This is a genomic window from Chryseobacterium sp. SIMBA_029 (assembly GCF_046535275.1).
GTDB lineage: Bacteria > Bacteroidota > Bacteroidia > Flavobacteriales > Weeksellaceae > Chryseobacterium.
Window position 1 is genome coordinate 437,935 of record NZ_JAWRXA010000004.1, and the last position, 22,458, is coordinate 460,392.

Here is a 22,458-nt window from a genome sequence, read left to right on the forward strand (position 1 = left end):
GATAAAAACTTTTTAAAATGATGACGACGATCCTTAAAGCGTAGATTATAAAAATTATTGTTCAGACCTTGGCGTATTATCGAGAATCATCGTTGCTAACTTATTGTTTTTAAAATACATGGTAATGAATTGCTTCTTTTCATCGATCAGTAATAAATTCTTTTCAGGGACATTTTGCCGGGTAATTTGTGCACCTGCGGGATTCCAGTAATATTTCTCAAAACCTTCTACTATTTTTATGCTGTCCGGCTTACCATACTTGTTAATAGCTTTCTCTTTTGCATCACCTATTTGAAATCCCATGTTTGAGGTAAAATATTTTTTGTCGATTTTTTTCGCACTTTTAAAAAACTCCTTGTAGTAAAGCAGGCGGTTTTCTTCACTTGCGGTGTAATTATTATTGTCGTTGAAATCCATTTTTGAGAATACTTCACCAGGAATATTGTCATTGTCAAAACACGCTGTAAGGATTCTTGAATTATCAGAAAACAAAATAAACATTAATGACTGCTTGATGCTGTCATTGGTAAACCATGCAGTATTTTCAGAACGTAAGTGGGCTGTGATGACTGGTCTGTTCGAAGTTGCTTTTCCAAACATATTGTCTGTAAGGGGATAGTTATCAGCGAAAAATGGTTTTACCATTTCTTCGGGACTTTTTATATCCTCATCTTTTACAGCAACATCCTCATCCTTTTTTTGCTGTTGGCAGGAAAAAAATAATATGGACAGTAAGAGTAGTGTGATTGATGTTTTTCTCATAATAGTAATTATAATTAAATAATTAAAGTTAATAAATCTTAACTCGGTTATCGCTTTCTCCAATTAATAGGGGACAATTGCCTGATGTGGTAATAATTTCTAAAACATTTGCGGGGTAACAAAATAAGCGGCAACAAGCGCCACAATTCCGATTAGAAGCAGTTTAAGATACATCTTTCGGTCGAGCGGTGTTTTGCTGAGCAAACAAGCGATAAGCATCCACAGCATCCATACGGCAATACAGGCAAAAAGTACTAAACCGTAAACAAGGCCTGACAAATCATAGGCTCCGCCACCAGTCTGTCCGCCAGACTGCCCATCATGCAGTACCATAGTCAAGATGCCAAAAGGAACAACAAGAAAAGCTAATCTTAAAATTAATTTTTTATTGGTTTTGTTCATGGACATAATATTATCGGTTACAGATCTGTTGAAATTTGGTAGAGTAAACTTATAAAAAAACTAAGCACCAAACTTAACTTTAACAAACATTTGAAAATCAATGTCTTTTCTTTTATCCAAGAAATTATTAAAATTTTCAAAAATGTATTTGATGTAGGCATATTTCAATGCTGATTTATTTCGATCACAGTCCATCTTTATCTGGGAATTATAATTACATAAATTAGCTGGAAGCAGGGATTTTCTGAAATAGTAGTTTTACATACTTTTGTATTAAGTATTGATTAGCAGTATTTAATTTATTAAAATAACTAAAACTTCATGTTTCTTCTGAAAAAGAAAAATACCATTGAAATTAAGAAACAAGCATATTGTAAGTTCTTGATTTTTGTCAAGCCGAAACCCCTAATTAAAACAGTTCTTTGTACTGCTATCAAAAAATGCAAAATATGATATTTTACCGATGAAGAAAAACAAATTATTTCGATTGTTATTAATGGTATACGGTTGTGTTTTATCAGCACAAGGGGCAGACAATGCTCTTCATGGATATTACGGAGCAGATAATGACAAAACCCTTTATAGCAGCTTTAGCTTTAGCTTTGATGGGAATGGAAAAGTTTTAATAGCGGATATGGATTATGGTGATTTTTTCACAAGAAATGACAGCCTGATTATTTATCCGGATAAAAGCATATTTATTTTCAAAATTAAAAAAGACAAACTCATCGGTATTTCAAATTGGGTAGAGAAAGGAGTATGGAGTCCTAGAAAAGATAGTACATCTATTAATAACAGGCTCAATCCCATAGATGCGAAGAAGAAGGCTGAACTTTTAGCAGAATATTATGACAAGACAAAAAAGTCATCTAAATCCGGTCTTGATTTTGATGCTTTGGTGTCTGGCAAAACCAATGAAATTAATGAGAAACTGTGTCAAAAAGGCTTAGCTAAAGCCTGCATGAACCTTTTTGGGTTGAAGATGATGGAATATACACCAGACCTTCTGAGCGATCCCGGAAAAATTCCTTCAAAAAAATTAAAAGCACATCCGGAATTAATCTTATTATCTGAGAGAATAATAGAGCTTGGAGAACCTGAAGGATACACGGTACTAGGAAGCTATTATTATGTATTGGGATTAAAAGAAAAAGCTTTTAAAACCTGGGATGAAGGCGAAAAAAAAGGAAGCTTAAAATCTGCCCGGACCAAAGCTATGGTGGAAATTCAGGAAGAACTGAATCAGGAAGATCAAAAAAAATAATTATAGAATAGGGTACTAAACAAAACGCTTTATTAAACCTTTAGTATATGCACTTAAAAAAAGTATACTTTTCATTACTATTGGCTGTAACTATTTTAAGCTGCAGTCCCAATGAAAAGACAAGTCAGCAAAATAAGAAAATCACCGATACCGTTCATACCAATCGCACTGTTATAAAAAAACAGAAGGATACTCTTTTAGAAAATAAGGAAGTGCCTATTATTGATTATAAGCTAGTATTGGTTGCTTTTAATAAAACAATAAAAACGGCCAAGTTCAGTAAAGAATTGAATTTTAATTACCAGGATAAGCTAGACGGGACTATTTTTGATTGGGAAAATCCGATTCTGATTGGTGATTTGAATGATGATCATTTGGATGATGCTATTAGGCCCTTTTCTATAGAAGGACGACAGGGTGGTTGGAATGCATACTATGCTATTTTTATCAATAATGGTGGTATTCTTGAATATAAATATTCATTTAATAGAGGGGGTGGTCTCGCGGAAAGGCGGATTGATTTTAAAAGTATAAAAGACGGAATCATAAAGGGTATAGGAGAACCGGGATTCTATTCTGAAGAAGGAAATAGTACTCCGGTAAATTATATGTACCGACCTACTGGCCTTTCAGAAGTAGCTACTGCTTCAGAAGCAAAATGAGAAACGAATGAAAAAATGAAATCTGTCTGCCTTATTTTAATGAATTTATAAAAAAGAAATTTTAGGTCTGCCCAAAACAAACCACTCAGCCAGTTAATTCCAAAGTCAATCAGCGGTATTGGGGTAACAAAAAGCAGCGGTACGAGACTATGAGCGAATTAAAAGTTCCGATAGAATGATCTTAAGAGGAAACGATGCTTATTGTTTAAAAGATGATATGGTTTATACTTTTAATGGAAATAGTATCGAGGAAGCCAATAAGGCAGATTTGCAAACCTATATTTATTCAAATCAAGAACTAACTGGGTTACTATTATTTGATTATACAGATAAAGCATTACCTTATCTGTTAAAAGCAGCCATTGATGATGATCAGGGTTATGCCGTCTGGCAATTAGGCGTCTACGCAGAATCCGGAACAGAAATGGAAATTAATATACCACTTGCTATTAAGCGTTTCGAGGAAGCTGCTCACCTGAATTATAGCGAAGCTTTTCTAAACCTACATAAAATCTATAAGAATCACGAAGACTTCAGAGATAAGCTCCTGGCAGATAAGTATGCTATTAAAGCAATATTAGCAGGTTTGGCAATAGAAGAATAGATCTTTCCCGATCAGCTTTTTAAAAGAATAAATAATAAAAGACAAATGAATTTGGACTTCACCGGACCTTGTATAATGATTACTTTACTATTGAGTACAGCATTCTTTTTTTTAGGCTTAACAGGCTTCACAAATCCTCAGTTGTTTAAAAGAAAGAATTCATTGAAAGTACCTAATAAATTCTTTTTATTGTTGATTTTTTTCCTGATTTCTATCGGTTTTCTTATAACAGCAGTAGGCTTATTCGCAACACAAATTCATAAACACAAATTGGAATAAATATGAAAATAAACAAGTATTATAAGATCTTAACTACTATACTATTATTGATGGGTTGTAATAAAAAAATGGAAAGTAAGGTGGAAGAAAAAACGGTTCCGTTATTTTTTACAATGATCAGTGATATTCCACCATATACAGAAAGTCTGGGTTCAACTTTCATGAAATCTTATAATAATTCAAGTATCAACTCAGCTCAGGAAAATCATGCGGACAGTGCAGAAGTACTCTTAAATTCAGATTCATTAGCAGTCAATAAATTGCCGCCCGTTTATGATAATACAAGTTTTTTCCTTGTACATGATAAAGCTGAGTTGGACAAAATAGATAATATTTCATATGATAAAAAGCGTAATAAAGATAGTATTGCGGCTACTGATTTCAGGCGTGACCTGATCTTAATAGTTACTCAGCCGCCGTCAAATTATTCTTATTATGATATTGTTTCAGAATATAAAACGACCAATGATACTCTTCATCTTTCTTTATCATCCACCAGAAGCACCAGTCCGGAAAGTACTGACATTTTAAAATATGTTTGGCTAACAGGAATCTATAAAGTCCAAAAAAGAGAATATCAGATACTTCAAGTTAAGTTTGGTGATAAGAGTACTTTTTTTAATCTAAATAAATATTAAATCAGATAGCTCCCCAGACAACACGTCTTAGAGATAAAAAATACCTTTATTGGTAGGCTTTAAAAGGATTAAAATGTTTAAGGATTATTTAAGTAACTGCGGATTTAATGGTTCTGATATAACTTTACACGGAACCTACGTGAGAATTGGTAATTGAATTACAATAGAAATACTACTAAATTTAAAAAGATGAATAGATTTTTAATAACAGCTGTGATTATGACACTGGGAACAGTTACTGAGGCTCATGCACAGAAAAAGAACACAGGTAATAAGTCGGCCGTTGAGCAAAATGCCGTAAAAGAATCTAAAGATATTGAAAAAGCGAAAAACTGGATCATTCATGTTGTTGCCAGTACACTCAATAAGGCCAATGGCCTTGCAGAAAATACCAATGAAGAAGCCGAGGGTAAGCATAAAGAAATTTATACTGACAAATATATGGCCTATAAGAATGATGCCATAGAGGTGGGAATGGATTGGAGAATGACCTTGAAAGAGTTTAAGAAGAAATGGGCTAAAGATTTTAACTGTGAATATGCAGGTATTGGTACAGGTTATCTGGTCTCGAACGGTGAGTACGGGTTTATAGAAGTGACCCGTTGTATTTTCAAGAAAAAAATTGGAAATTCTTATCTGTTTGAAACAATAATTACAGATACAGATGCTAAGATTGATTATAAGAGAGAGATTAGAGTAGTTCCTTCCGGAAATGCTTTTTTAATTGAAGATGTACTGGAATATAAATAGCAACATGAATCTTCAAACAAAGGATAAAGATTTGAAGTATATCGGAATAGCTTGTTTTATTATCAGCTTGTTGCTGCCTGTTCCTATTCCTGTATACAATGAAGGGAGTATCAGTTTTAATGATGCTGGAATTTGGTACCTTTTATTGGGTTGGAGTGAGGCTTTTAGCTGGGACGGTATTAGTTGGTGGGCAAATGTTTTTCTTTTATTATCATGGTTTAAGAGAAGAAATCTTACATTGTCTTTGATATTTATTTCTATCGCCGTATTTCTAGCTTTGATTTTTATGGTGAACGCACACGCTTTTCAGGCAAACATGGGAGTTGTAGGAGGTGGGGGAGGTTCATTGGATATAATAAGAATGTTTCCTGGCATTGGCTATGCTTTTTGGCTGGGAAGCCTAATTATTTTCTTATTAAGGTCCCGGGCAAATTTTTTAAAAAACCGGAATATAAACCAGTCAACGAATCCGTAATTTTCATTTGATCAGAACTGGTTTTTGAGTGAAATCCAGCCCTTAATTTTAATATATATCATTATGCCTGTAATTCCTTTTTTAATCATTTTTAAGCTTTTTTATGTAGGGAGCTTTCCTAATAATCAGACTGATATTATTTATTTTGATAAAAACTGGCAGCCTGTTTCCAAAAAAGAGATGGTGTACTATACACTGCCACCCGAGCCTAGCGGAAGCAAGTATTTATTTAAAGATTATTATAAATCCGGAAAACTCTATTTTGAGGCTCTATCTACTTCTAAGACTGAAAAGAAATTTGATGGTGTGGCTAAGTTCTATGCTGAAAATGGACAGCTGATAGAATCGGCAGTACTCAAAAATGGAATCATCAATGGAGAGGTTAATTCTTTTGACGAAAATGGAAAAGTAAAAGGGAAAGCCGTTTATCTTAATAATAAGGAGGTTCATGCTCTTATGTTTTATTATAAAGGGGATACTGAAGGATCACCAGATTATGATACCGCTTTAAAGACTGTAAGAGAAAAGCTAACGGTTGAAATTATTTTTGACGGAGATATTAAAGGGATTAGAAAGGAAACTTATTTTAAGGATAAAATCGTGAAAAGTTATGATGCTGAAGGTAAACTGATCGGTACAGCTAAATTAAACAAGGCTGATCCTAATGGAAATGTGCTGGATTATTTAGAGGAGGCTGACAAACCCATTGAAGGAACTGTTGTAGATTATCTCTATAATCCTATGAGAGTTAATACAATAACTCATTTAAAAAAAGAAAAGACAACTAACCACTAATTCAGTAAATAAGAACAACAATAAATTGACAATGGATGGAAATTAAAAAGGTCATATTAACTACGGAAGAAAAAACAGTTGTAAGAAAGATTTTTACAATTAATCTGGTTGGACTGGTTCTTTTACTGACCCCATTTTTATCTATACTATTTTTTCTTTGCTCGGTACGGGCAGTTGAGTATAAAGAAACGGTATTTCTGCTTATGACTTCTTTTCTGGTTTTAACCACATTAGCACTTCCTTTTTTATATGCCAGAGAAAAATTAGTTATCATGCAGAAGGCTTTTAAAATCATTAAAGACAATCAGAAGTTGGTCGTAGTCGGAAAATTGATCAATGTACGGTCCGAAAGCAGGATCCTTGTGTATCAGGTTGATGCAGAAAGTTATGCGCTCAAAGCATTTTTAGGTGTAGGTCTTTATATACAGAAGTATGATACCAATGCACTTGAATTTTATCCCGATCAAGAAGTGGTTATTAACTGCCTGCCAGAAATTCAATTGCTGTTTACGATCGACTATCCAAAATTAGAGCACAACAAAGAGATACACTTGCCTTTAGAGGCCAGCGATATAACTTATCTGAGAAAAAATACATTTAAATTGCTAAAACCTACTCTTGGAATAGTCTTGTTCGATTTGATTATTCTTGCTGTGTTTTACTTCATAGCAGGGAGTTTTAGTGTCTTTATGCTGGTTATTATCTTTAATGCGCTTCCTTTTACACCCAATTTGTATCTTATTTCTAAATCTTTAGTAAGCAGGGAAAAAGTTGTTGTTTCGGGCATTGTAACCGAAATATTTAAAATTGATACCGGATACAAAACCAACGATTTAATTTCCAGGCGTTATTGTGTGAGCTTAGGAGGTAGGCTTTTTAGATGTGCCCGTTTAGAAATGATAGTTTTGGGAGAGCAATATAGCGTAGCTTACACGCTAAACAAAGATGGGAGCATGGGCAGAATGCTAGGCAGACAAAATGTCTAATAAATTACTGCTAAATTCTACAGTCGTAAATTAAAAAATATTGTTTACTGATGTTACTAACGTTAAAATAATATCAAATAGTAATATGGTCGATATGACAAATACTCGTAGAATAATTACTACTGATTATGAATAAAAAAGCCTTAGAATCAAAGATTCTAAGGCTTTTTTATTCCTGAATGATGTGTATTATTTTGTACATACACGAACTAATTAGTTATGAAAGTTTTCATCAACTAATTCACTTATTAAGTAATGAATATCTTCACTATAGATATCAGAATTGATAACTTTTAGTTCCTAACTTAATATATCACAAGGTGCTACACAAACCACCCAGGGGCATCTTTTTTTCCCTGGAGGCGGGCAGCATGTTTCAGAGCAGGTTAATGCTCCGCCATTGATATTTTTCAACTGATCTCTTGAAATTTTCTTACAATTTTTCATAATCAAATAATTTAGGTAAACTTAAAAATTAAGGCTGATTTCCACCACCACATCCGTCATACGGCATGCATTGCCATTTCCCGCTGATTAAACAGAGTTGACCACCCGGACAGTTAATACCACCGCTAATTGCTTTCATTTCCTGTCTTTCGATTTTTTTTAAATTTTTCATAATATTTAGGTTTAGTTCTATCCGAAATTAATAAATTTTCGTCAATTGAAGTGAAATTATCTTAAAAATGTTTATTCGGGATATTTACCATTTCCTGAAAATAGACCTTAGAATATTGATACTGCTGGTATAACAGATGATTGAAGTCAGAAATTTTAAATTTGATCTTGCCGATCTTTGTTTTTCGACATTTTTTCAAAAATTACTGCATTTACTTTTGGGGGATTTACATAGAATAAATACTAAAATCAGTATTATTGTAGTAGAAATAATTGGTGAAATGTTATGGGGCACTGGGAAATTTTTTTATTTTTTTTGATCATCGCTTTCGTGTATTCCTCTGTAGGATTTGGCGGCGGGTCCAGCTATCTGGCTGTTTTGGCGATGTACAGTCTTCCATATCAGGAGATACGTATAACAGCATTAATCTGTAACGTTATCGTGGTAGTAGGTGGTGTTTATATTTATATTAAAAACAAACAGGTTGACTGGAAAAAAATACTCCCCATTACCCTTGTCAGCGTACCTATGGCATATTTAGGAGCCATATTAAAAATCAGTCAGGAAACTTTCTTTTTGATTTTAGGAATCACTTTAGTGATCGCTGCTGTACTATTATGGGTAAAAACAGACGTGAAGAAAGAAGAAAATTCGGTAGAAGCTTCCAAACCTGCAATCCTTAGAAATAGTTTTCTGGGTGGAGGGATAGGATTTTTATCCGGATTGGTAGGAATTGGCGGCGGAATTTTTCTCTCCCCATTACTTAATCTGCTTAAATGGGATACACCCCGGAAAATTGCAGCAACTTCCAGTGTATTTATACTGGTGAATTCAATATCAGGCATTTTTGGACAGGTGTCGAAATTATCTGTGGATATAGATTATTTCAGAATCCTGAGTTTATGCTTGGCTGTATTTATGGGTGGGCAGATAGGCTCCAGAATGTCTCTGAAATGGAATCCTTTAATCATCAAAAGAGTGACAGCAGTTCTTGTTTTGGTGGCGGGGATAAATATTCTAATAAAATACTGGTAAATCCAGGTGAAAAAATTAACAATGAAACTAAAAATATTAGCTTTCGGAATAACGAAAGATATTTTCGGAACCCCAGAAAAAGAAATCGAGGTAGATGAAGGATTGAATGTAAGACAATTAAAGAATATCCTGGAAGAAGATTTTCCGGGGCTTAAAAAGCTGAATTCTTATTTTATTGCCATTGATGAAGAATATGCAGAAGAAGATCAGGTGATAACCAGTACAAACGAAATAGCAATAATTCCTCCTGTAAGTGGAGGATAAAGGTATGATTGATATAAAAATAACAGAAGATCCGCTTTCTATTGTTCACTGTCTTGAAATAGCCCAGGATCTGGGCAGCGGAGGTATTGCAACATTTATAGGAACGGTTCGTAACAAGACCAAAGATAAACCTGTTATCCGTCTTGAATACGAATGCTACCAATCTATGGCAATAAAAGAAATACAAAAAATAGTGGAAAAAGCTATTTCTTTATTTTCCGTGCGGAATGTAGTGGTTCATCACCGTACCGGAATGTTATACCCTGGTGATGCTGCAGTGATCATTATTGTAAGTGACGGACATAGAGATGCTGTTTTTGATGCCTGCCGTTATATTATTGATACCGTAAAACAGAAAGTTCCCATCTGGAAAAAAGAAGTTTTTGAAGATGGGGATGAATGGGTTTCTGCCCATCCATAATTTTGAAAAATAAAATTTCGTATATTTACTCTACAAGTCCTTTATGGAGATAAAAGCCAATACATCGGAAAATAAATCAGTACAGAAGATTGAGATTATCAAAGTTAAGGACAACAACAGTTTTCCCTATGCTGATGATATTTCTGTAGAAGAGCCTTTGGAAATAAGGGTTTCCTATCATGCTGAAGACCGGAAAGAAAGCAAAAATATATCTGTGACGATGCGAACACCAGGTAATGATAGTGAACTTGCCGTGGGTTTTCTATTTACGGAAGGTATTATTACCAGCGGTGAACAAATCAAAAATGTAAGTCATTCTCAGGCAGAATGTTCCAGGAACCGCGAAAATATTGTGATTGTTGAACTTGCAGACGGTTGCATTCCTCAATTAATGAAAGCCGACAGAAATTTTTATACGACTTCCAGTTGTGGCGTGTGTGGAAAAGGCTCTATTGAATCAATACGAACGGTGAGTTCTTTTCAAAATCTTAAAAAAGATCATCAGAAAATAACGCTTGACACCTTGTATCAATTGCCCGAAAAACTACAGTCTTTTCAAAATAACTTCAGTGCAACAGGGGGAATACATGCCTCGGGTATTTTTGATTTAGAAGGGAATCTGCTTGCTTTACGGGAAGATGTCGGAAGGCATAATGCATTGGACAAACTTATTGGACATGCTTTGTTCACCCATATGCTTCCACTTCAGCATAAAATCCTGGTCTTAAGCGGCAGAGCCAGTTTTGAACTGATTCAGAAGGCAGCAATGACCGGCATTTCTATAGTTGCAGCAATCGGAGCTCCATCCAGTCTTGCGATAGATTTAGCAAAAGAGTTTGATATTACCTTATTAGGTTTTTTAAGAGATAACCGTTTTAATATATATCATAAAAGCAGTAGCCTTGAGATTATCCAAGAGTAATCTGCATACATGTCAAAAGAATAAACAGATGAAAATAAGAATAAAAGATAACTCAATAAGATTTCGTCTGACGCAGTCAGAAGTTGCAGAATTAGGAGAAAATGGAATAGTTTCCAGCTTTACCCAGTTTGTGGAGAGACCGTTTATTTACGTAATAGAAAGAACGGATGATGAAGTATTGTCTGCCGAATTTATTGAAAATAGAATGGTGATGAAAATGCCTAAGCGAATGGTTGATGAGTTTGTGTCAACAGACAGAGTAGGCTTTGACGGACAAACGGGGGAGGTAAAACTGCTTGTAGAAAAGGATTTTGTGTGTATTGATAATACGCTGGAGGATCAAAGTGACAACTACCCGAATCCCAGTCTTAAATGTTAATCATCTCAAAATATCAGGATCATGGAAGAAATTGATAAAAATAAAATAGAAGAAGAAATAAATAACGAACCCAGTGCCGAAAACCCTTATGAATTACTTGATCTGAAGCTTACCCATGTTGAAACATCAGCTGCAGGAATTCCTGCTGTGATGGCTGCTTTTAGTGATTTATTAGAAGAAAAAACGCCTGTCAGGGGAATACGGGCTTTATTTAAAATGAATCAGATGGGAGGTTTCGATTGTCCCAGCTGTGCATGGCCGGATCCTGATGATGAACGTTCAGTACTGGGTGAATATTGCGAAAATGGAGCAAAGGCACTGGCAGAAGAAGCAACCACTAAAAAAGTTACCCCTGAATTTTTTAAACAAAACTCGGTCTATGATCTTGCTAAATTAGATGATTATCAGATTGGTAAAATGGGAAGGCTTACAGATCCAATGTATTTACCGGAAGGAGCCACCCATTATCAGCCGATCAGCTGGGATCATGCCTTCAAAAAAATAGCAGAACATCTCAATGCTCTGGAATCTCCGGACGAAGCAGCTTTTTATACCTCCGGACGAACGAGTAACGAAGCATCATTCGTGTATCAGTTATTTGCAAAAGAGTTTGGAACCAATAATATGCCCGATTGTTCCAATATGTGCCATGAGACCTCAGGATCTGCATTGCGTCCAACGATTGGGATTGGTAAAGGAACGGTAACCCTGGAAGACTTTTACGAAGCCGAGCTTATTATAATCATAGGACAAAACCCCGGGACCAATGCTCCGAGAATGATGAGCGCCCTGGCCAAAGGAAAAGCAAACGGAGCTAAAATAATTGCTGTTAATCCGCTGCCGGAAGCCGGTTTGATGGGTTTTGTTAATCCACAAAGTGTTAAAGATATCCTTAAACGAGGCGTCCAGCTTGCAGACCTTTATCTGCCCGTAAAGATTAATGGTGATATGGCATTGCTGAAAGCCCTTGAACTCATATTAATTGAATTAGAAAGGAAAAACCCGGGTACAGTATTCGATGATCAGTTTATTAAAGAAAAAACGGTAGGATATACTGATTTCCTGAAACAGTTTGATCATTATAACCTGGACGAATTGGCCACGCTTTCAGGAGTTGCTAAAGAAGATCTTTATAAGGCAGCAGAAATGATAGCTTCCAGAAAAAGAATCATTGTGAGCTGGGGAATGGGACTTACCCAACAACCGAATGGTGTAGATATGATCCGTGAAATTCTCAATATACTCTTACTAAAGGGAAGTATAGGAAAACCCGGATCAGGCGTTTGCCCAGTCCGTGGTCATAGCAATGTACAAGGAAACAGAACTATGATGATTGATGAAAAACCCACAGACGAACAGCTTGACCGTCTCGAAAAATTCTATGGGTTTAAAGTGCCAAGAAAACATGGTTATGATGTCGTAAGAGCTATCAAAGCGATTCATGAAGAAAAAATAAAAGTGATGTTTTGTATGGGAGGTAACTTCGTGTCAGCAACGCCGGATACGACCTATACAGCACACGCATTACGAAAACTGAATTTATTGGTATCAGTTTCCACCAAATTGAATAGAGGACACCTTGTCCATGGAAAGGAAGCACTTATCCTGCCAACCTACGGACGAAGCGATAAAGATATCGTGAATGGTGAAATACAAATTGTAACCACAGAAAACTCCATGGGAGTGGTGCAGGATTCAAAAGGAATGCTGGATGCCTTATCAGATAATCTGGTGAATGAAACCCAAATCGTTTGCCGCATGGCAATGGCTACTTTAGGTGAAAGATCTGTGATCAACTGGCAGCGTTACCATGATAGTTATGATGCAGTACGGGATGACATTGAGCAATGTATTCCGGGGTTTGAAAATTATAATGTTCGTGTTCGTCAAAAAGGAGGTTTCTATCTTCCCAATGCTGCACGGGATAAACAATATTTCTCTAAGGAACTGGGAGGGCGTGCTCCATTTACATTAACAGAAATACCGGATAATAAGCTGGCCGATGATGAATATATGATGGCTACCACCCGTACCCATGACCAGTTTAATACCACGATTTACGGATTAGATGACCGGTATCGGGGTGTTAAGAATGAGCGCCGTGTAGTCTTTATGAACCAAAAAGATATTGATAAAGCTGGATTTAAAGCCGGAGATAAAGTAGATCTTTATAATTATGATGACGGGATAGAAAGAGTAGCCCCTCTGTTTATTATTGTTTCCTATAAGATCCCGGAAAAAAATACAGTCACTTATTTCCCGGAAACCAATGTATTGGTATCAGTGAATAATGTAGTGAAAGACAGCAATATGCCGGCTTCCAAATATGTGAAGATCAAAATAAAAAAACATGATCCGGAAGTGTACAAAAAAGTGGACGAAATGCTCTATAAAGGAGCTGTTCAACGTCTATAATTTAGAAAACAATACATGAAAAAAATATTTTTATTAACCTTATTTTTAGCTTCAGGGATTGCTTTTGCCCAGTCTTCATATAAATTAAAGGTCGGTGGTGAAGTGCAGCAACCATTGGAACTTTCTTTATCAGATCTTTCAAAAATGCCCAGAAAAGAAGCATCATTAAAAGATAAAGAAGGAAATGTGCATACGTATATGGGGGTAGCTGTTTCAGATATTCTTGCAAAAGCCGGAGTACCTTCAGGGAAAGAACTTCATGGAGAAAATTTTTCAAAATATCTGCTTGTAAAGTGTACAGACGGATACCGGGTTTTATTTTCATTGGCAGAGCTTGACGCTTCTGTTGCAGATAAAAATGTCATTATCGCAGATACGGTAGACGGCAAACCATTATTGGAGAAAAAAGGTCCGCTTCGTATTATTGCGGAGGGCGAGAAAAAGCCTGCCCGCAGCTCTTACCAGGTAGAATCACTAATAATAGGACACGTTAAAGATTAATTTCCAGACACGATTATAGAAATCATATGATTATAAGAAAAAAAGAACACTGGTTCAAAATGCTTTTTGTCTGGCATGGATCTGTATTACCACGGCTGTTACCACGCCTTATATTACTTTTTGTATTATCTTTGGGAGTAGCCTATCTTCATGGGATTATTTTTTCGTTTAAAATTCCGCTTAATCCGGCACCATTAACGTTGTTTGGTTTTGTGCTGGCTTTATTTTTAGGATTCCGTAATAATGTAAGTTATGACAGATTCTGGGAAGGACGAAAATTATGGGGTGCATTACTGAACGTTGCAAGATCACTGACACGTCAGGCACTGACTTTGAAAAGTATAAAAAATGACTCTTCCGTTCCTGAATTTATTCAGATGCTTAGCTCTTTTATATTTGCCCTGAAACATCAGCTTAGGAAAACAGATCCTTATGATGATTTAAAGCAAAGACTGGATGAAGAGAAGTTGGAACTGGTCATGAAAGCAAAATATAAACCTATTGTCCTTATGCGATTGATGGCAGAATGGGTTCAGAAAGCAAAAGACGAAGGTGAAATTGACACCATACAGCAGGCCCGTTTTGATGAAAATTTAGATAAACTTGCAGATATAGTAGGCGGATGTGAAAGAATTGTTTCTACTCCCATTCCTTACAGTTACCGGGTTTTATTACATCGTACAGTTTATATTTACTGTGCGCTGCTGCCTTTTGGATTAGTTGATACGCTGGATTGGTTCATGCCGTTTATTGTGATATTTGTAGCCTATACATTCGTGGCCTTTGAAGCCATCGCAGATGAAATTGAAGATCCGTTTGGTACAGAAGCGAATGATTTGGCATTGAACAGTATGTGTCATATGATTGATGAAACCATCCATGAACTGGCCGGAGAGCAGATTACTACTTCACAAAAACCTATTCAAAATATTATAGACTGATTATGGATGGAGTTTTCCGATACCGCCTTTCAGGGAAAATACTTCTTTTTCCGGAAAGGTTTTTTTAATTTTTCTGGCAGCTTCTGCACTGCGTTTTCCGGACTGGCAATAGACTACAATAGGTTGGGATACAGCAGAAATAATCTGAAAATGATCATGTAGATTTTCCACGGGGATATTGTCCCCGCCTATATTAAAGTCCTGATGTTCCTGTGCTGTTCGTACATCTATAATTTTAAAATTTTCCCGATTTTCTTTAAAATATTCAAAGGTTATTAAAGGAATAGTTTGTTGCAGCTCTGTAATTGGAGCTGAGGTTTTTCTTAGCTTGATAATTTGAGTTCTGCCGCTCATCACATTCATCATCCATAATTTTCCGGCTAAAATATCTTCAGAACCGGTTACATATTTGATGGCTTCATTGGCCTGCATACAACCGACGATTCCGGCAAGGGTAGGGATCACTCCACCTTCTCTGCAGTTGGGAACCTGTGATTCTTCAACATTAGGAAATACATCACGGTAATTCGTTGAATACGAACCATCTTTCTGTAACATATTCCAAACACTTACCTGACCTTCATACTGATAAATAGCCCCGTAGATTAAAGGTTTTCCAGCCAAAACACAGGCATCATTCAGTAAACATTTCGTTTCAAAATTATCCGTTCCTTCAATAATCAGATCAAATTCTGAAATCAAATCCATTACATTAGAAGAAGAAAGCCTCAAACGATAAGGCTGAACCGAAACAGAAGGATTTTGTTGCTCTAATTTTTTAGCAGCAACATCTACTTTAAACAATCCAACGTCATCCGGAGTATACAAAATCTGCCGGTGCAGATTGCTTAGAGAAACAATATCATCATCGGCAATACCAATCGTACCTATGCCGGAAGAGGCAAGATACTGCGCTGAAGGGCAGCCGAGACCTCCCATACCAACAATCAGAACTCTGGCATTTTGAAGTAATTCCTGGGAAGAAATACCAAACTCCGGTAAAACCATCTGGCATTGATAGCGTTCAAACGGGTCACTCATACTTGTTTCTTTTTATTGCCACGGGCTCACGAAAGTCTTCAGTAAATGAATTCGTGCATTAATGGCATTTTTTATTGTTTTTTCAAAAATTTATGAGCTTTTTCAGCCTCTTCAGGAGTATTCACATTCATTAAAGCATCAGGATTATGCGGTTCTAAAATAAGGGTGTCACTATTGATTAAAACCTTTCTGGGGCAGGTATTTCCTATTCCTAAAAAATTCAGCAGAAGAGGATAGCTTTTGGGTTCCCAGATCGTAATTAAAGGTTCAGGTAGACCATCAAAAGGGCTTTTGTAGGTAGTCGCCACTTTTTCAGGATCTCGTGATTCTAATAAAATCTGCAATGATTTTTCATCCAGTAAAGGCATATCACAGGCAACAACCAGCCATGCTTTATTCCTCTGAGAGCGCAGCGCGGAAAGAATCCCTCCAAAAGGGCCCATATTCAGAAAGGTGTCAGTAAGTGCATTGTATTCTTCATCGAAGTCTTCCAGCTGATCCTGTCGGCAAGAAATAAAAACTTCATCACAAAATGAAGCGAGCAGATCTGCTGCAAAATAGCGCTGTTCTTTTCCATGCCAATGAAGCAGGTCTTTTGCCGTTCCCATTCTTCTGCTTTTCCCGCCCGCCAGTACCAAACCGTTAATGGAAGGAATGCTGTTATGCTCTTCTGAAATCATTTTTTCCACCGGATTTTTCGATTAATTTAATTTCTTTAATGATAATGTCATGGCTCATGGCTTTACACATGTCATAAATAGTTAATGCTGCTATAGAAGCGCCAGTAAGCGCTTCCATTTCAATTCCTGTTTTAGCCTCCACTTCTGCCGTGCAGTAAATTTCAATTTCATGGCTGTCGGTCAGTTCAATATCTATTTCACAGTTTTCAAGACCTATCGGATGACAAAGCGGAATGAGTTCGCCCGTTTTTTTTGCAGCCATTATTCCCGCAATAATAGCGGTTTGAAAAACAGATCCTTTTGGGGTTTTAAAATCACCTTCTTTTAGCTTTTGTAAAATATTTTCGGGAAGTTCTACGGTTGCTTTAGCGATAGCTTTACGATGGGTAACAGCTTTTCCGCTTACATTAACAATGGTAGGTTCCAGTTTTTTATTGAGATGAGAAAAATCTTTCATAAATTCTTTAAAAATTATATTTCCATATGGTATACACTTCTCCTTTTCTGAAACGAGCCTGTTCCATAGGCAGTTCTATAAAAGCATGGGTGTCAGCAAGATGTGAAAAATCACCGGACCCGTTAGTGTCAACTGATTCTGCAGTTAGCTGCCCGGATGAATTTACACTGAGTTTTACCTGTGCAAAATACTGAAGCGGAAAAGGAAAATCAATATCATTCTGTAAAACAGCAAACCGGAATCCGGATTCAGGAATTTCCAGTGATTTTTCCAGCCAGGGAATAAAATACCGGTGTAAACACATAAATACAGAGACTGGATTTCCGGGAAAGGCAAAAACAAGTTTCTGATGCTGGCTTTTACCAAACCAGAAAGGTTTTCCCGGCCTTTGTTTTATCTTATGAAAAAGTTTCTTAATTCCCAGTTCTTCACATACTTTGGGTAAATAATCAAATTTTCCCATAGAAACTCCGCCACTCATAAGAAGTACGTCGTATTCATTTATACAACGGGAAATTTCTTTTTTTATGTCTTCATAATCATCGTTCAGGTGAAGAATATCTGCATGAATTTTATATTTTTCCAATACAGCCTGAATGGTGATTCCGTTAGAACGTCTTAGCTGAAATGGAGTAGGAACAGATTCTGCGCTTACCATTTCGTCTCCTGTAGAAATAATGACAATTTTTGGAAGTTTTTTTACGGATAAAACGGTTTTTCCAATAGATGAAGCAATACCGATAATGGCAGGAGTAATGATCTGGTTAGCTTTGATCAGAATGTCTCCCATTTTTTTATCTCTTGCCTTCAGATGAATGTTCTGGCCTTTTTTAATATCAATATTGACGCTGGCGATGCCGTTTTCTATTGAGATGTCTTCATACCGGATAACCGCATCTACCGAAGGGTCCAATGCCGCTCCGGTCATGATTTCGATACATTCATTTTCTGAATCTATAGATAAGGAGGGTTCACCAGCAGATTGGACGGCTTTAATAGCAAAAGAACAAATCCCTTTCTCATAAGCAGCATATCTGATCGCAATACCATCTACAGTAGGCCTGTCAAAAGGTGGTAAATCCCGGTCTGCAAAAAGGTCTTCTGCCAGCACTCTTCCCAATGCAGCCTCATAAGAAATTGGTTCATTACCAAAATCCTGATATTGAGACATGATGATATCTTCTGCCTGTTGTACGGTGATCATTTCCATTTTATCCTCCTATTGTAGCCATTGATTGATGAATTTGTGACTCGGTTAAACTCAGTTTTTGAGCTTCCCATCCGTCTTTGGATTTGTTTTGTATACAGTTGATAATACTGTTTTTGAGTTCTTCATCTGTTTTCCCGGAACGCATTTCATCTTTCAAATTAATTCCTGTGCCTTCATACAGACAACTTCTGAGTACGCCTGAAGGAGTAATCCGTATCCTGTTGCAGTCTCCGCAAAATGAACGGGTGTACGCTGCAATAATCCCTATATTACCCATAAATCCATGAATTCTATAGTTATATGACGTGGAACTTTTAGGATCTGCTGTTTTTTCTATTTGAGGAAAATGTTCACTGATGTGTTTATAGATTTGAGGGTAGCTCCATTTTAGTGAAATATCACCGTCATTTCCATTAAAAGGCATTTCTTCGATGAAGCGTACATCAATCGGAAGTTGTTTAGTGAGAAATATCAGCGGAATGATATCTTCAATATTTTGATGTTCCATTACCACAGTGTTGACTTTTACTTTGATGTCATGTTCCAATAATGCTTCCAGTGTTTTCATTACGGTATTAAAGCTTTTTCTGCGGGTAATTTTAAAAAAGCGTTCTTCATCCAAAGTATCAAGGCTGAGATTGACAGATTTTACGCCAAACTCTTTGAGTTGTGGAATATACTGCTCAGTAAGAAGCCCGTTGGTCGTTAAACTGAGGTCAGTAATCCCTTCCAAACGGGATAAGTTGCCGATAAGATCAATGATATTTTTTCTTACAAAAGGTTCTCCGCCCGTTATTCTGATTTTATCGACCCCCAATTCTGCAAAAACAGAACATATTCTGAGCATTTCTTCATCAGTCATTAATTCTTTCTGTTTAATCCACGTAAGACCGTTTTCCGGCATACAGTAGGTACAGCGGAGATTACACCGGTCTACAACAGCCAGTCTTAGGTAATTTATTGTTCTTCCGAATTTGTCTGTCAGCATTTTAAGAAAGTGTCTTATACAAATATACTGATTGTTTTTCGTGAAGCATATCAATTTTGTATTTAGGAGTAAACAGTAACATTCTTCATTATTTTTGATAGTTAGAGCAGAATCAGTTATATGTACTTAATTTTTTGAAGATTTACTGATTTTGTATAATCTTGTTTTTCCGTCAAAAACTGGCACAGTTCTGGACTAATATAAGCATAAAATTATGCCACTAACCCAGAAGGATTTTAAATAAAAGGATTATGGCACATAATTTAAATTTCAATATATCTTTTCTAAGAAAGCATTATGAAAAGTTTTTTCTTACGTATTGATCTTGTATTTTATAATATTTATATTTTTAAAATGCATTTCACTATTATATTTGATGGTTTAAAATGCAAAAATACTTAAATGTTTTGCCCTAAAAATGTGTGATTTTTATCATTATAAGGTGTTATTGAACAAATCACTTATTAATATGTGATTTTTTTCTTTTTATAAATCAATACTTTATGAAATATTAATATAAATTTATTCAAACGAATTTGATTAGATATATTTTTTTGTATTACCTTAGCAACAAACACCAGGGTAAAAAACAAATTATTTCTTATTAGACATTTATACTTATGTCACTTTCTATATAAGATTTCATTGGTTTAAATATTCCTTTTTTAATGTAGATTTAGCACGATTAAATGTGACTGAAGGGGCGAAGCCGTATAATAAACGAATTATGTATAGGAGTTTCATTAAAGGATGGTATGTAATTTATACCAAATCTCGTTACGAGAAAAAAACCTCACAAAAATTAGCAGAACAAAACTTTAAAGTTTATCTGCCACTTAATAAAATATTCTCACAATGGAGTGATCGTAAAAAGAACATAGAAAAACCACTTTTCACCTCTTATATTTTTGTTTATTTGAACACAATAAAAGATTATTTAAAAGCCCTAACAATAGAAGGTGTTGTTTTATTTATTAAGTTTAATGGTGGGTTAGTCAGGGTTCCTGATGAAGAAATTAATAGAGTTAAGATATTTCTTAATGAGTTCTCAGAAGTTGAAATTAAAAATACTCAAGATTTAAAGATAGGAGAGAAAAGGAAAATAACCTCTGGGCCTTTCGAGAACTATGATTGTGAAATTATAAAAGTAGATAATAAGCAGAAGATCTGTGTAAGAATAGATTCATTACAACAGAGTCTTTTAGCTGAAATACATTCTTATCATTTAATATAATGACTGATATTCAAATTTTATCCAATATTTTTTGGCAAAACAAGATTAAACACAAGGAAAAAGCTGTTTTTTCAAAGGGAGATATTAAAAGTATCAAAAAAGAAATTTCAAAAGAAAGATTAGAAAATTTTATAAATATTTCAAGAAATAATCCTTTATCAAAATTTTCAATAGTTTCTTCAGTTTTTTCTTTCCTACTTAATAAATATTTTGAAAATTATCACAATGTAATTAAAATATATCCATCCCATTTAATTGGCTTGGAAGATTTTTTGTTGTTGGAGATTGAGATAGGTACAACAATGTTTAAAGAGCTTTTAGAGAACACTGCTTCTGAAGTTAAGGAAGTTTTTTCTCATAAAGATCACAATTCTTCAAAATTTAATTTAGAATCTTTTTCTGAATTTTCAATTCAATTTTGTCAAAAAACAGAAACTTTAATAGATGACCTGTCTTTATTATATGAAGAGTTAGAAGACAATATAATTTTCACGGTTTTTTATAATGAAAATTATCATAATTATGTTATTGAAAGTCTATTAAAAAATTTCATAGATATACTTTTGAATTATAAAGACCTCCTCAATAAGCATAGTAAAGAGTATTCTCTTATTGATAATAAAGAGCGTCATCAATTACTTTTAGAGTTTAATAATACTTCTTTTGAGTATCCAAAAGAAAAAACTATAGTTCAACTATTTGAAGAACAGGTAGAAAATACACCTAATAACATAGCAGTTGTTTTTGAAAATAGAAAACTAACTTATAAACAACTTAATGAGAAAGTAAATCAAGTTGCTCATTATATAAAGAATAATCATTTGATAGGGCATGGGCATGTTATTGCAACTCTATTGCCTAAATCAGAAGACCTATTGATTTCTTTGTTAGCAATTAAAAAATTAGGGTGCATTTATTTACCAATTGATATTAATTACCCTAAAGATAGAATTGATTATATCTTAGAAGATAGTGATGCGAAATTATTGTTAAGCAAAAAAAATAGTATTCAAGCATTAGCTATTCATCAGCCGTATGTTTCTTTAGAATCTGACGAAGTTCAATTAGAGCAAATATATAATCTTAATATAACAATACATCCCAATGATATTGCTTATTTGATTTATACATCTGGATCTACAGGTCAACCAAAAGGCGTTTTGGTTGAACATCATAGTAATATCAATATGTCTTTAGACCAAATAAGGGCATTTGGAGTTACTTCGGAAGACAATATCGTGTGGTTTGCTTCTGTTGCATTTGATGCTTCCATTTCTGAAATCATGATGAGTTTGTACTCTGGCGCAACCTTATGCATTCCTAGAGAAGAAGAGCAAAAAGATAAAGATCAGTTTATTTTATTTTTGGAAAAAACACAATCTACTATTGTTACTTTTCCACCAAGTTATCTGGAATTATTATCAGGTGGAGATTTTAAGAATCTAAAGACAATTATTACAGCGGGAGAATCTGCAAATCCTGTCAAAGCGAAAGAAATAGTTGGACTTGGAATAAACTATTACAATGCTTATGGGCCGACAGAATATTCTGTATGTACAAGTATTTTCAAACTGAAAGATCGTGATGATTACTTAACGATCCCTATCGGGCGTCCTATATCTAATACTCGGGTTTATATTCTGGATGAGGATTTGAGGGTAGTACCAGTTGGGGTTAGTGGCAAATTATATGTATCTGGAGCTGGCTTATCTCGTGGCTATTTGAAAAGACCTG

General features: G+C 35.2%; 27 protein-coding genes. 18 read left to right on the top strand and 9 right to left on the bottom strand.

Going from position 1 to position 22,458, the window contains the following annotated elements:
* Positions 1-54: 54 nt before the first annotated feature.
* Both SB679_RS09815 and SB679_RS09820 read right to left on the bottom strand, forming a co-directional pair.
* Positions 55-762, bottom strand: a complete 708-nt coding sequence (locus tag SB679_RS09815; protein WP_410702068.1) for a hypothetical protein — start codon at positions 760-762, stop codon at positions 55-57.
* Positions 763-861: 99 nt separating this feature from the next.
* Entirely contained in the window at positions 862-1,164 is a 303-nt protein-coding gene (locus tag SB679_RS09820; RefSeq protein ID WP_410702069.1) for a hypothetical protein, read from the bottom strand.
* Between the two features lie 463 nt (positions 1,165-1,627).
* Between SB679_RS09820 and SB679_RS09825 the strand changes: the two genes are divergently transcribed.
* From SB679_RS09825 to SB679_RS09860, 8 genes are all read left to right on the top strand, one after another.
* Complete coding sequence (locus tag SB679_RS09825; protein WP_410702070.1) at positions 1,628-2,428, top strand: hypothetical protein; 801 nt, start codon at positions 1,628-1,630, stop codon at positions 2,426-2,428.
* 47 nt (positions 2,429-2,475) lie between these two features.
* Positions 2,476-3,090: a hypothetical protein gene (locus tag SB679_RS09830; protein ID WP_410702071.1), complete on the top strand. Its 615-nt coding sequence runs from the start codon at positions 2,476-2,478 to the stop codon at positions 3,088-3,090.
* 175 nt (positions 3,091-3,265) lie between these two features.
* Positions 3,266-3,694 carry a hypothetical protein gene (locus SB679_RS09835; protein ID WP_410702072.1) on the top strand — a complete coding sequence of 143 codons (429 nt, stop codon included), beginning with the start codon at positions 3,266-3,268 and terminating at the stop codon, positions 3,692-3,694.
* A gap of 281 nt (positions 3,695-3,975) precedes the next feature.
* A complete protein-coding gene (locus SB679_RS09840) occupies positions 3,976-4,611 on the top strand; it encodes a hypothetical protein (protein ID WP_410702073.1) in 636 nt (211 codons plus the stop codon).
* Between the two features lie 189 nt (positions 4,612-4,800).
* A complete protein-coding gene (locus SB679_RS09845; RefSeq protein WP_410702074.1) occupies positions 4,801-5,361 on the top strand; it encodes a hypothetical protein in 561 nt (186 codons plus the stop codon).
* Positions 5,342-5,836: a hypothetical protein gene (locus SB679_RS09850; RefSeq protein ID WP_410702075.1), complete on the top strand. Its 495-nt coding sequence runs from the start codon at positions 5,342-5,344 to the stop codon at positions 5,834-5,836. The genes SB679_RS09845 and SB679_RS09850 overlap by 20 nt, the downstream gene beginning before the upstream one ends.
* Positions 5,837-5,899: 63 nt before the next feature.
* The gene (locus SB679_RS09855; RefSeq protein WP_410702076.1) at positions 5,900-6,631 is read left to right on the top strand and encodes a toxin-antitoxin system YwqK family antitoxin; all 732 of its coding nucleotides are present in this window, start codon (positions 5,900-5,902) and stop codon (positions 6,629-6,631) included.
* Between the two features lie 35 nt (positions 6,632-6,666).
* Positions 6,667-7,617: a hypothetical protein gene (locus SB679_RS09860; RefSeq protein WP_410702077.1), complete on the top strand. Its 951-nt coding sequence runs from the start codon at positions 6,667-6,669 to the stop codon at positions 7,615-7,617.
* 300 nt (positions 7,618-7,917) lie between these two features.
* Here SB679_RS09860 and SB679_RS09865 read toward each other — a convergent pair whose 3' ends face one another.
* Both SB679_RS09865 and SB679_RS09870 read right to left on the bottom strand, forming a co-directional pair.
* The gene (locus SB679_RS09865; protein WP_410702078.1) at positions 7,918-8,064 is read right to left on the bottom strand and encodes a bacteriocin-like protein; all 147 of its coding nucleotides are present in this window, start codon (positions 8,062-8,064) and stop codon (positions 7,918-7,920) included.
* 28 nt (positions 8,065-8,092) lie between these two features.
* Positions 8,093-8,236, bottom strand: a complete 144-nt coding sequence (locus tag SB679_RS09870) for a bacteriocin-like protein (RefSeq protein WP_165585210.1) — start codon at positions 8,234-8,236, stop codon at positions 8,093-8,095.
* Positions 8,237-8,521: 285 nt separating this feature from the next.
* Here SB679_RS09870 and SB679_RS09875 point away from each other — a divergent pair, with 285 nt between their 5' ends.
* Genes SB679_RS09875 through SB679_RS09910 form a run of 8 tightly spaced genes read left to right on the top strand, consistent with a single transcriptional unit; the run spans position 8,522 to position 15,114 of the window.
* Positions 8,522-9,271, top strand: coding sequence for a sulfite exporter TauE/SafE family protein (locus tag SB679_RS09875; RefSeq protein WP_410702079.1), 750 nt, complete (start codon positions 8,522-8,524; stop codon positions 9,269-9,271).
* 21 nt (positions 9,272-9,292) lie between these two features.
* Positions 9,293-9,535, top strand: coding sequence for a MoaD/ThiS family protein (locus SB679_RS09880; protein ID WP_410702080.1), 243 nt, complete (start codon positions 9,293-9,295; stop codon positions 9,533-9,535).
* Positions 9,536-9,539: 4 nt separating this feature from the next.
* Positions 9,540-9,956 (top strand): molybdenum cofactor biosynthesis protein MoaE, encoded by a 417-nt coding sequence (locus SB679_RS09885; RefSeq protein WP_410702081.1) that lies wholly within the window; start codon positions 9,540-9,542, stop codon positions 9,954-9,956.
* Positions 9,957-9,999: 43 nt separating this feature from the next.
* The gene (gene fdhD, locus SB679_RS09890) at positions 10,000-10,878 is read left to right on the top strand and encodes a formate dehydrogenase accessory sulfurtransferase FdhD (RefSeq protein ID WP_410702082.1); all 879 of its coding nucleotides are present in this window, start codon (positions 10,000-10,002) and stop codon (positions 10,876-10,878) included.
* A gap of 28 nt (positions 10,879-10,906) precedes the next feature.
* Complete coding sequence (locus SB679_RS09895) at positions 10,907-11,257, top strand: DUF7009 family protein (RefSeq protein ID WP_410702083.1); 351 nt, start codon at positions 10,907-10,909, stop codon at positions 11,255-11,257.
* A gap of 21 nt (positions 11,258-11,278) precedes the next feature.
* Positions 11,279-13,672, top strand: coding sequence for an FdhF/YdeP family oxidoreductase (locus SB679_RS09900; protein ID WP_410702084.1), 2,394 nt, complete (start codon positions 11,279-11,281; stop codon positions 13,670-13,672).
* Positions 13,673-13,687: 15 nt separating this feature from the next.
* The gene (locus SB679_RS09905) at positions 13,688-14,173 is read left to right on the top strand and encodes a molybdopterin-dependent oxidoreductase (RefSeq protein ID WP_410702085.1); all 486 of its coding nucleotides are present in this window, start codon (positions 13,688-13,690) and stop codon (positions 14,171-14,173) included.
* 26 nt (positions 14,174-14,199) lie between these two features.
* Positions 14,200-15,114 (top strand): bestrophin family protein, encoded by a 915-nt coding sequence (locus tag SB679_RS09910; protein WP_410702086.1) that lies wholly within the window; start codon positions 14,200-14,202, stop codon positions 15,112-15,114.
* On the opposite strand, the gene SB679_RS09915 is transcribed toward SB679_RS09910, so the two are convergent.
* From SB679_RS09915 to moaA, 5 genes are all read right to left on the bottom strand, one after another.
* Positions 15,115-16,155, bottom strand: a complete 1,041-nt coding sequence (locus tag SB679_RS09915) for a ThiF family adenylyltransferase (RefSeq protein ID WP_410702087.1) — start codon at positions 16,153-16,155, stop codon at positions 15,115-15,117. It abuts the gene before it with no gap.
* A 71-nt stretch (positions 16,156-16,226) separates the two neighbouring features.
* A complete protein-coding gene (locus tag SB679_RS09920) occupies positions 16,227-16,835 on the bottom strand; it encodes an NTP transferase domain-containing protein (RefSeq protein ID WP_410702088.1) in 609 nt (202 codons plus the stop codon).
* Positions 16,816-17,292, bottom strand: coding sequence for a cyclic pyranopterin monophosphate synthase MoaC (moaC, locus tag SB679_RS09925; RefSeq protein ID WP_410702089.1), 477 nt, complete (start codon positions 17,290-17,292; stop codon positions 16,816-16,818). The genes SB679_RS09920 and moaC overlap by 20 nt, the downstream gene beginning before the upstream one ends.
* A gap of 7 nt (positions 17,293-17,299) precedes the next feature.
* Positions 17,300-18,496 (bottom strand): molybdopterin molybdotransferase MoeA, encoded by a 1,197-nt coding sequence (locus tag SB679_RS09930; RefSeq protein WP_410702090.1) that lies wholly within the window; start codon positions 18,494-18,496, stop codon positions 17,300-17,302.
* Positions 18,497-18,503: 7 nt separating this feature from the next.
* On the bottom strand, positions 18,504-19,490 hold the full coding sequence (gene moaA / locus SB679_RS09935; protein WP_410702091.1) for a GTP 3',8-cyclase MoaA: 987 nt from the start codon (positions 19,488-19,490) through the stop codon (positions 18,504-18,506).
* Positions 19,491-20,217: 727 nt separating this feature from the next.
* Between moaA and SB679_RS09940 the strand changes: the two genes are divergently transcribed.
* Positions 20,218-20,724 (top strand): UpxY family transcription antiterminator, encoded by a 507-nt coding sequence (locus tag SB679_RS09940; RefSeq protein ID WP_410702092.1) that lies wholly within the window; start codon positions 20,218-20,220, stop codon positions 20,722-20,724.
* A partial coding sequence (locus SB679_RS09945; RefSeq protein WP_410702093.1) for an AMP-binding protein occupies positions 20,724-22,458 on the top strand: 1,735 nt, incomplete at its 3' end. The genes SB679_RS09940 and SB679_RS09945, both read left to right, overlap by 1 nt.

Excerpts from the sequence above, each read along its gene's own strand:
- SB679_RS09815 (WP_410702068.1), bottom strand. The coding sequence starts at position 762 with ATGAGAAAAACATCAATCACACTACTCTTACTGTCCATATTATTTTTT.
- SB679_RS09820 (WP_410702069.1), bottom strand. The coding sequence starts at position 1,164 with ATGAACAAAACCAATAAAAAATTAATTTTAAGATTAGCTTTTCTTGTT.
- SB679_RS09825 (WP_410702070.1), top strand. The coding sequence starts at position 1,628 with ATGAAGAAAAACAAATTATTTCGATTGTTATTAATGGTATACGGTTGT.
- SB679_RS09830 (WP_410702071.1), top strand. The coding sequence starts at position 2,476 with ATGCACTTAAAAAAAGTATACTTTTCATTACTATTGGCTGTAACTATT.
- SB679_RS09835 (WP_410702072.1), top strand. The coding sequence starts at position 3,266 with ATGATCTTAAGAGGAAACGATGCTTATTGTTTAAAAGATGATATGGTT.
- SB679_RS09840 (WP_410702073.1), top strand. The coding sequence starts at position 3,976 with ATGAAAATAAACAAGTATTATAAGATCTTAACTACTATACTATTATTG.
- SB679_RS09845 (WP_410702074.1), top strand. The coding sequence starts at position 4,801 with ATGAATAGATTTTTAATAACAGCTGTGATTATGACACTGGGAACAGTT.
- SB679_RS09850 (WP_410702075.1), top strand. The coding sequence starts at position 5,342 with ATGTACTGGAATATAAATAGCAACATGAATCTTCAAACAAAGGATAAA.
- SB679_RS09855 (WP_410702076.1), top strand. The coding sequence starts at position 5,900 with ATGCCTGTAATTCCTTTTTTAATCATTTTTAAGCTTTTTTATGTAGGG.
- SB679_RS09860 (WP_410702077.1), top strand. The coding sequence starts at position 6,667 with ATGGAAATTAAAAAGGTCATATTAACTACGGAAGAAAAAACAGTTGTA.
- SB679_RS09865 (WP_410702078.1), bottom strand. The coding sequence starts at position 8,064 with ATGAAAAATTGTAAGAAAATTTCAAGAGATCAGTTGAAAAATATCAAT.
- SB679_RS09870 (WP_165585210.1), bottom strand. The coding sequence starts at position 8,236 with ATGAAAAATTTAAAAAAAATCGAAAGACAGGAAATGAAAGCAATTAGC.
- SB679_RS09875 (WP_410702079.1), top strand. The coding sequence starts at position 8,522 with ATGGGGCACTGGGAAATTTTTTTATTTTTTTTGATCATCGCTTTCGTG.
- SB679_RS09880 (WP_410702080.1), top strand. The coding sequence starts at position 9,293 with ATGAAACTAAAAATATTAGCTTTCGGAATAACGAAAGATATTTTCGGA.
- SB679_RS09885 (WP_410702081.1), top strand. The coding sequence starts at position 9,540 with ATGATTGATATAAAAATAACAGAAGATCCGCTTTCTATTGTTCACTGT.
- fdhD (WP_410702082.1), top strand. The coding sequence starts at position 10,000 with ATGGAGATAAAAGCCAATACATCGGAAAATAAATCAGTACAGAAGATT.
- SB679_RS09895 (WP_410702083.1), top strand. The coding sequence starts at position 10,907 with ATGAAAATAAGAATAAAAGATAACTCAATAAGATTTCGTCTGACGCAG.
- SB679_RS09900 (WP_410702084.1), top strand. The coding sequence starts at position 11,279 with ATGGAAGAAATTGATAAAAATAAAATAGAAGAAGAAATAAATAACGAA.
- SB679_RS09905 (WP_410702085.1), top strand. The coding sequence starts at position 13,688 with ATGAAAAAAATATTTTTATTAACCTTATTTTTAGCTTCAGGGATTGCT.
- SB679_RS09910 (WP_410702086.1), top strand. The coding sequence starts at position 14,200 with ATGATTATAAGAAAAAAAGAACACTGGTTCAAAATGCTTTTTGTCTGG.
- SB679_RS09915 (WP_410702087.1), bottom strand. The coding sequence starts at position 16,155 with ATGAGTGACCCGTTTGAACGCTATCAATGCCAGATGGTTTTACCGGAG.
- SB679_RS09920 (WP_410702088.1), bottom strand. The coding sequence starts at position 16,835 with ATGATTTCAGAAGAGCATAACAGCATTCCTTCCATTAACGGTTTGGTA.
- moaC (WP_410702089.1), bottom strand. The coding sequence starts at position 17,292 with ATGAAAGATTTTTCTCATCTCAATAAAAAACTGGAACCTACCATTGTT.
- SB679_RS09930 (WP_410702090.1), bottom strand. The coding sequence starts at position 18,496 with ATGATCACCGTACAACAGGCAGAAGATATCATCATGTCTCAATATCAG.
- moaA (WP_410702091.1), bottom strand. The coding sequence starts at position 19,490 with ATGCTGACAGACAAATTCGGAAGAACAATAAATTACCTAAGACTGGCT.
- SB679_RS09940 (WP_410702092.1), top strand. The coding sequence starts at position 20,218 with ATGTATAGGAGTTTCATTAAAGGATGGTATGTAATTTATACCAAATCT.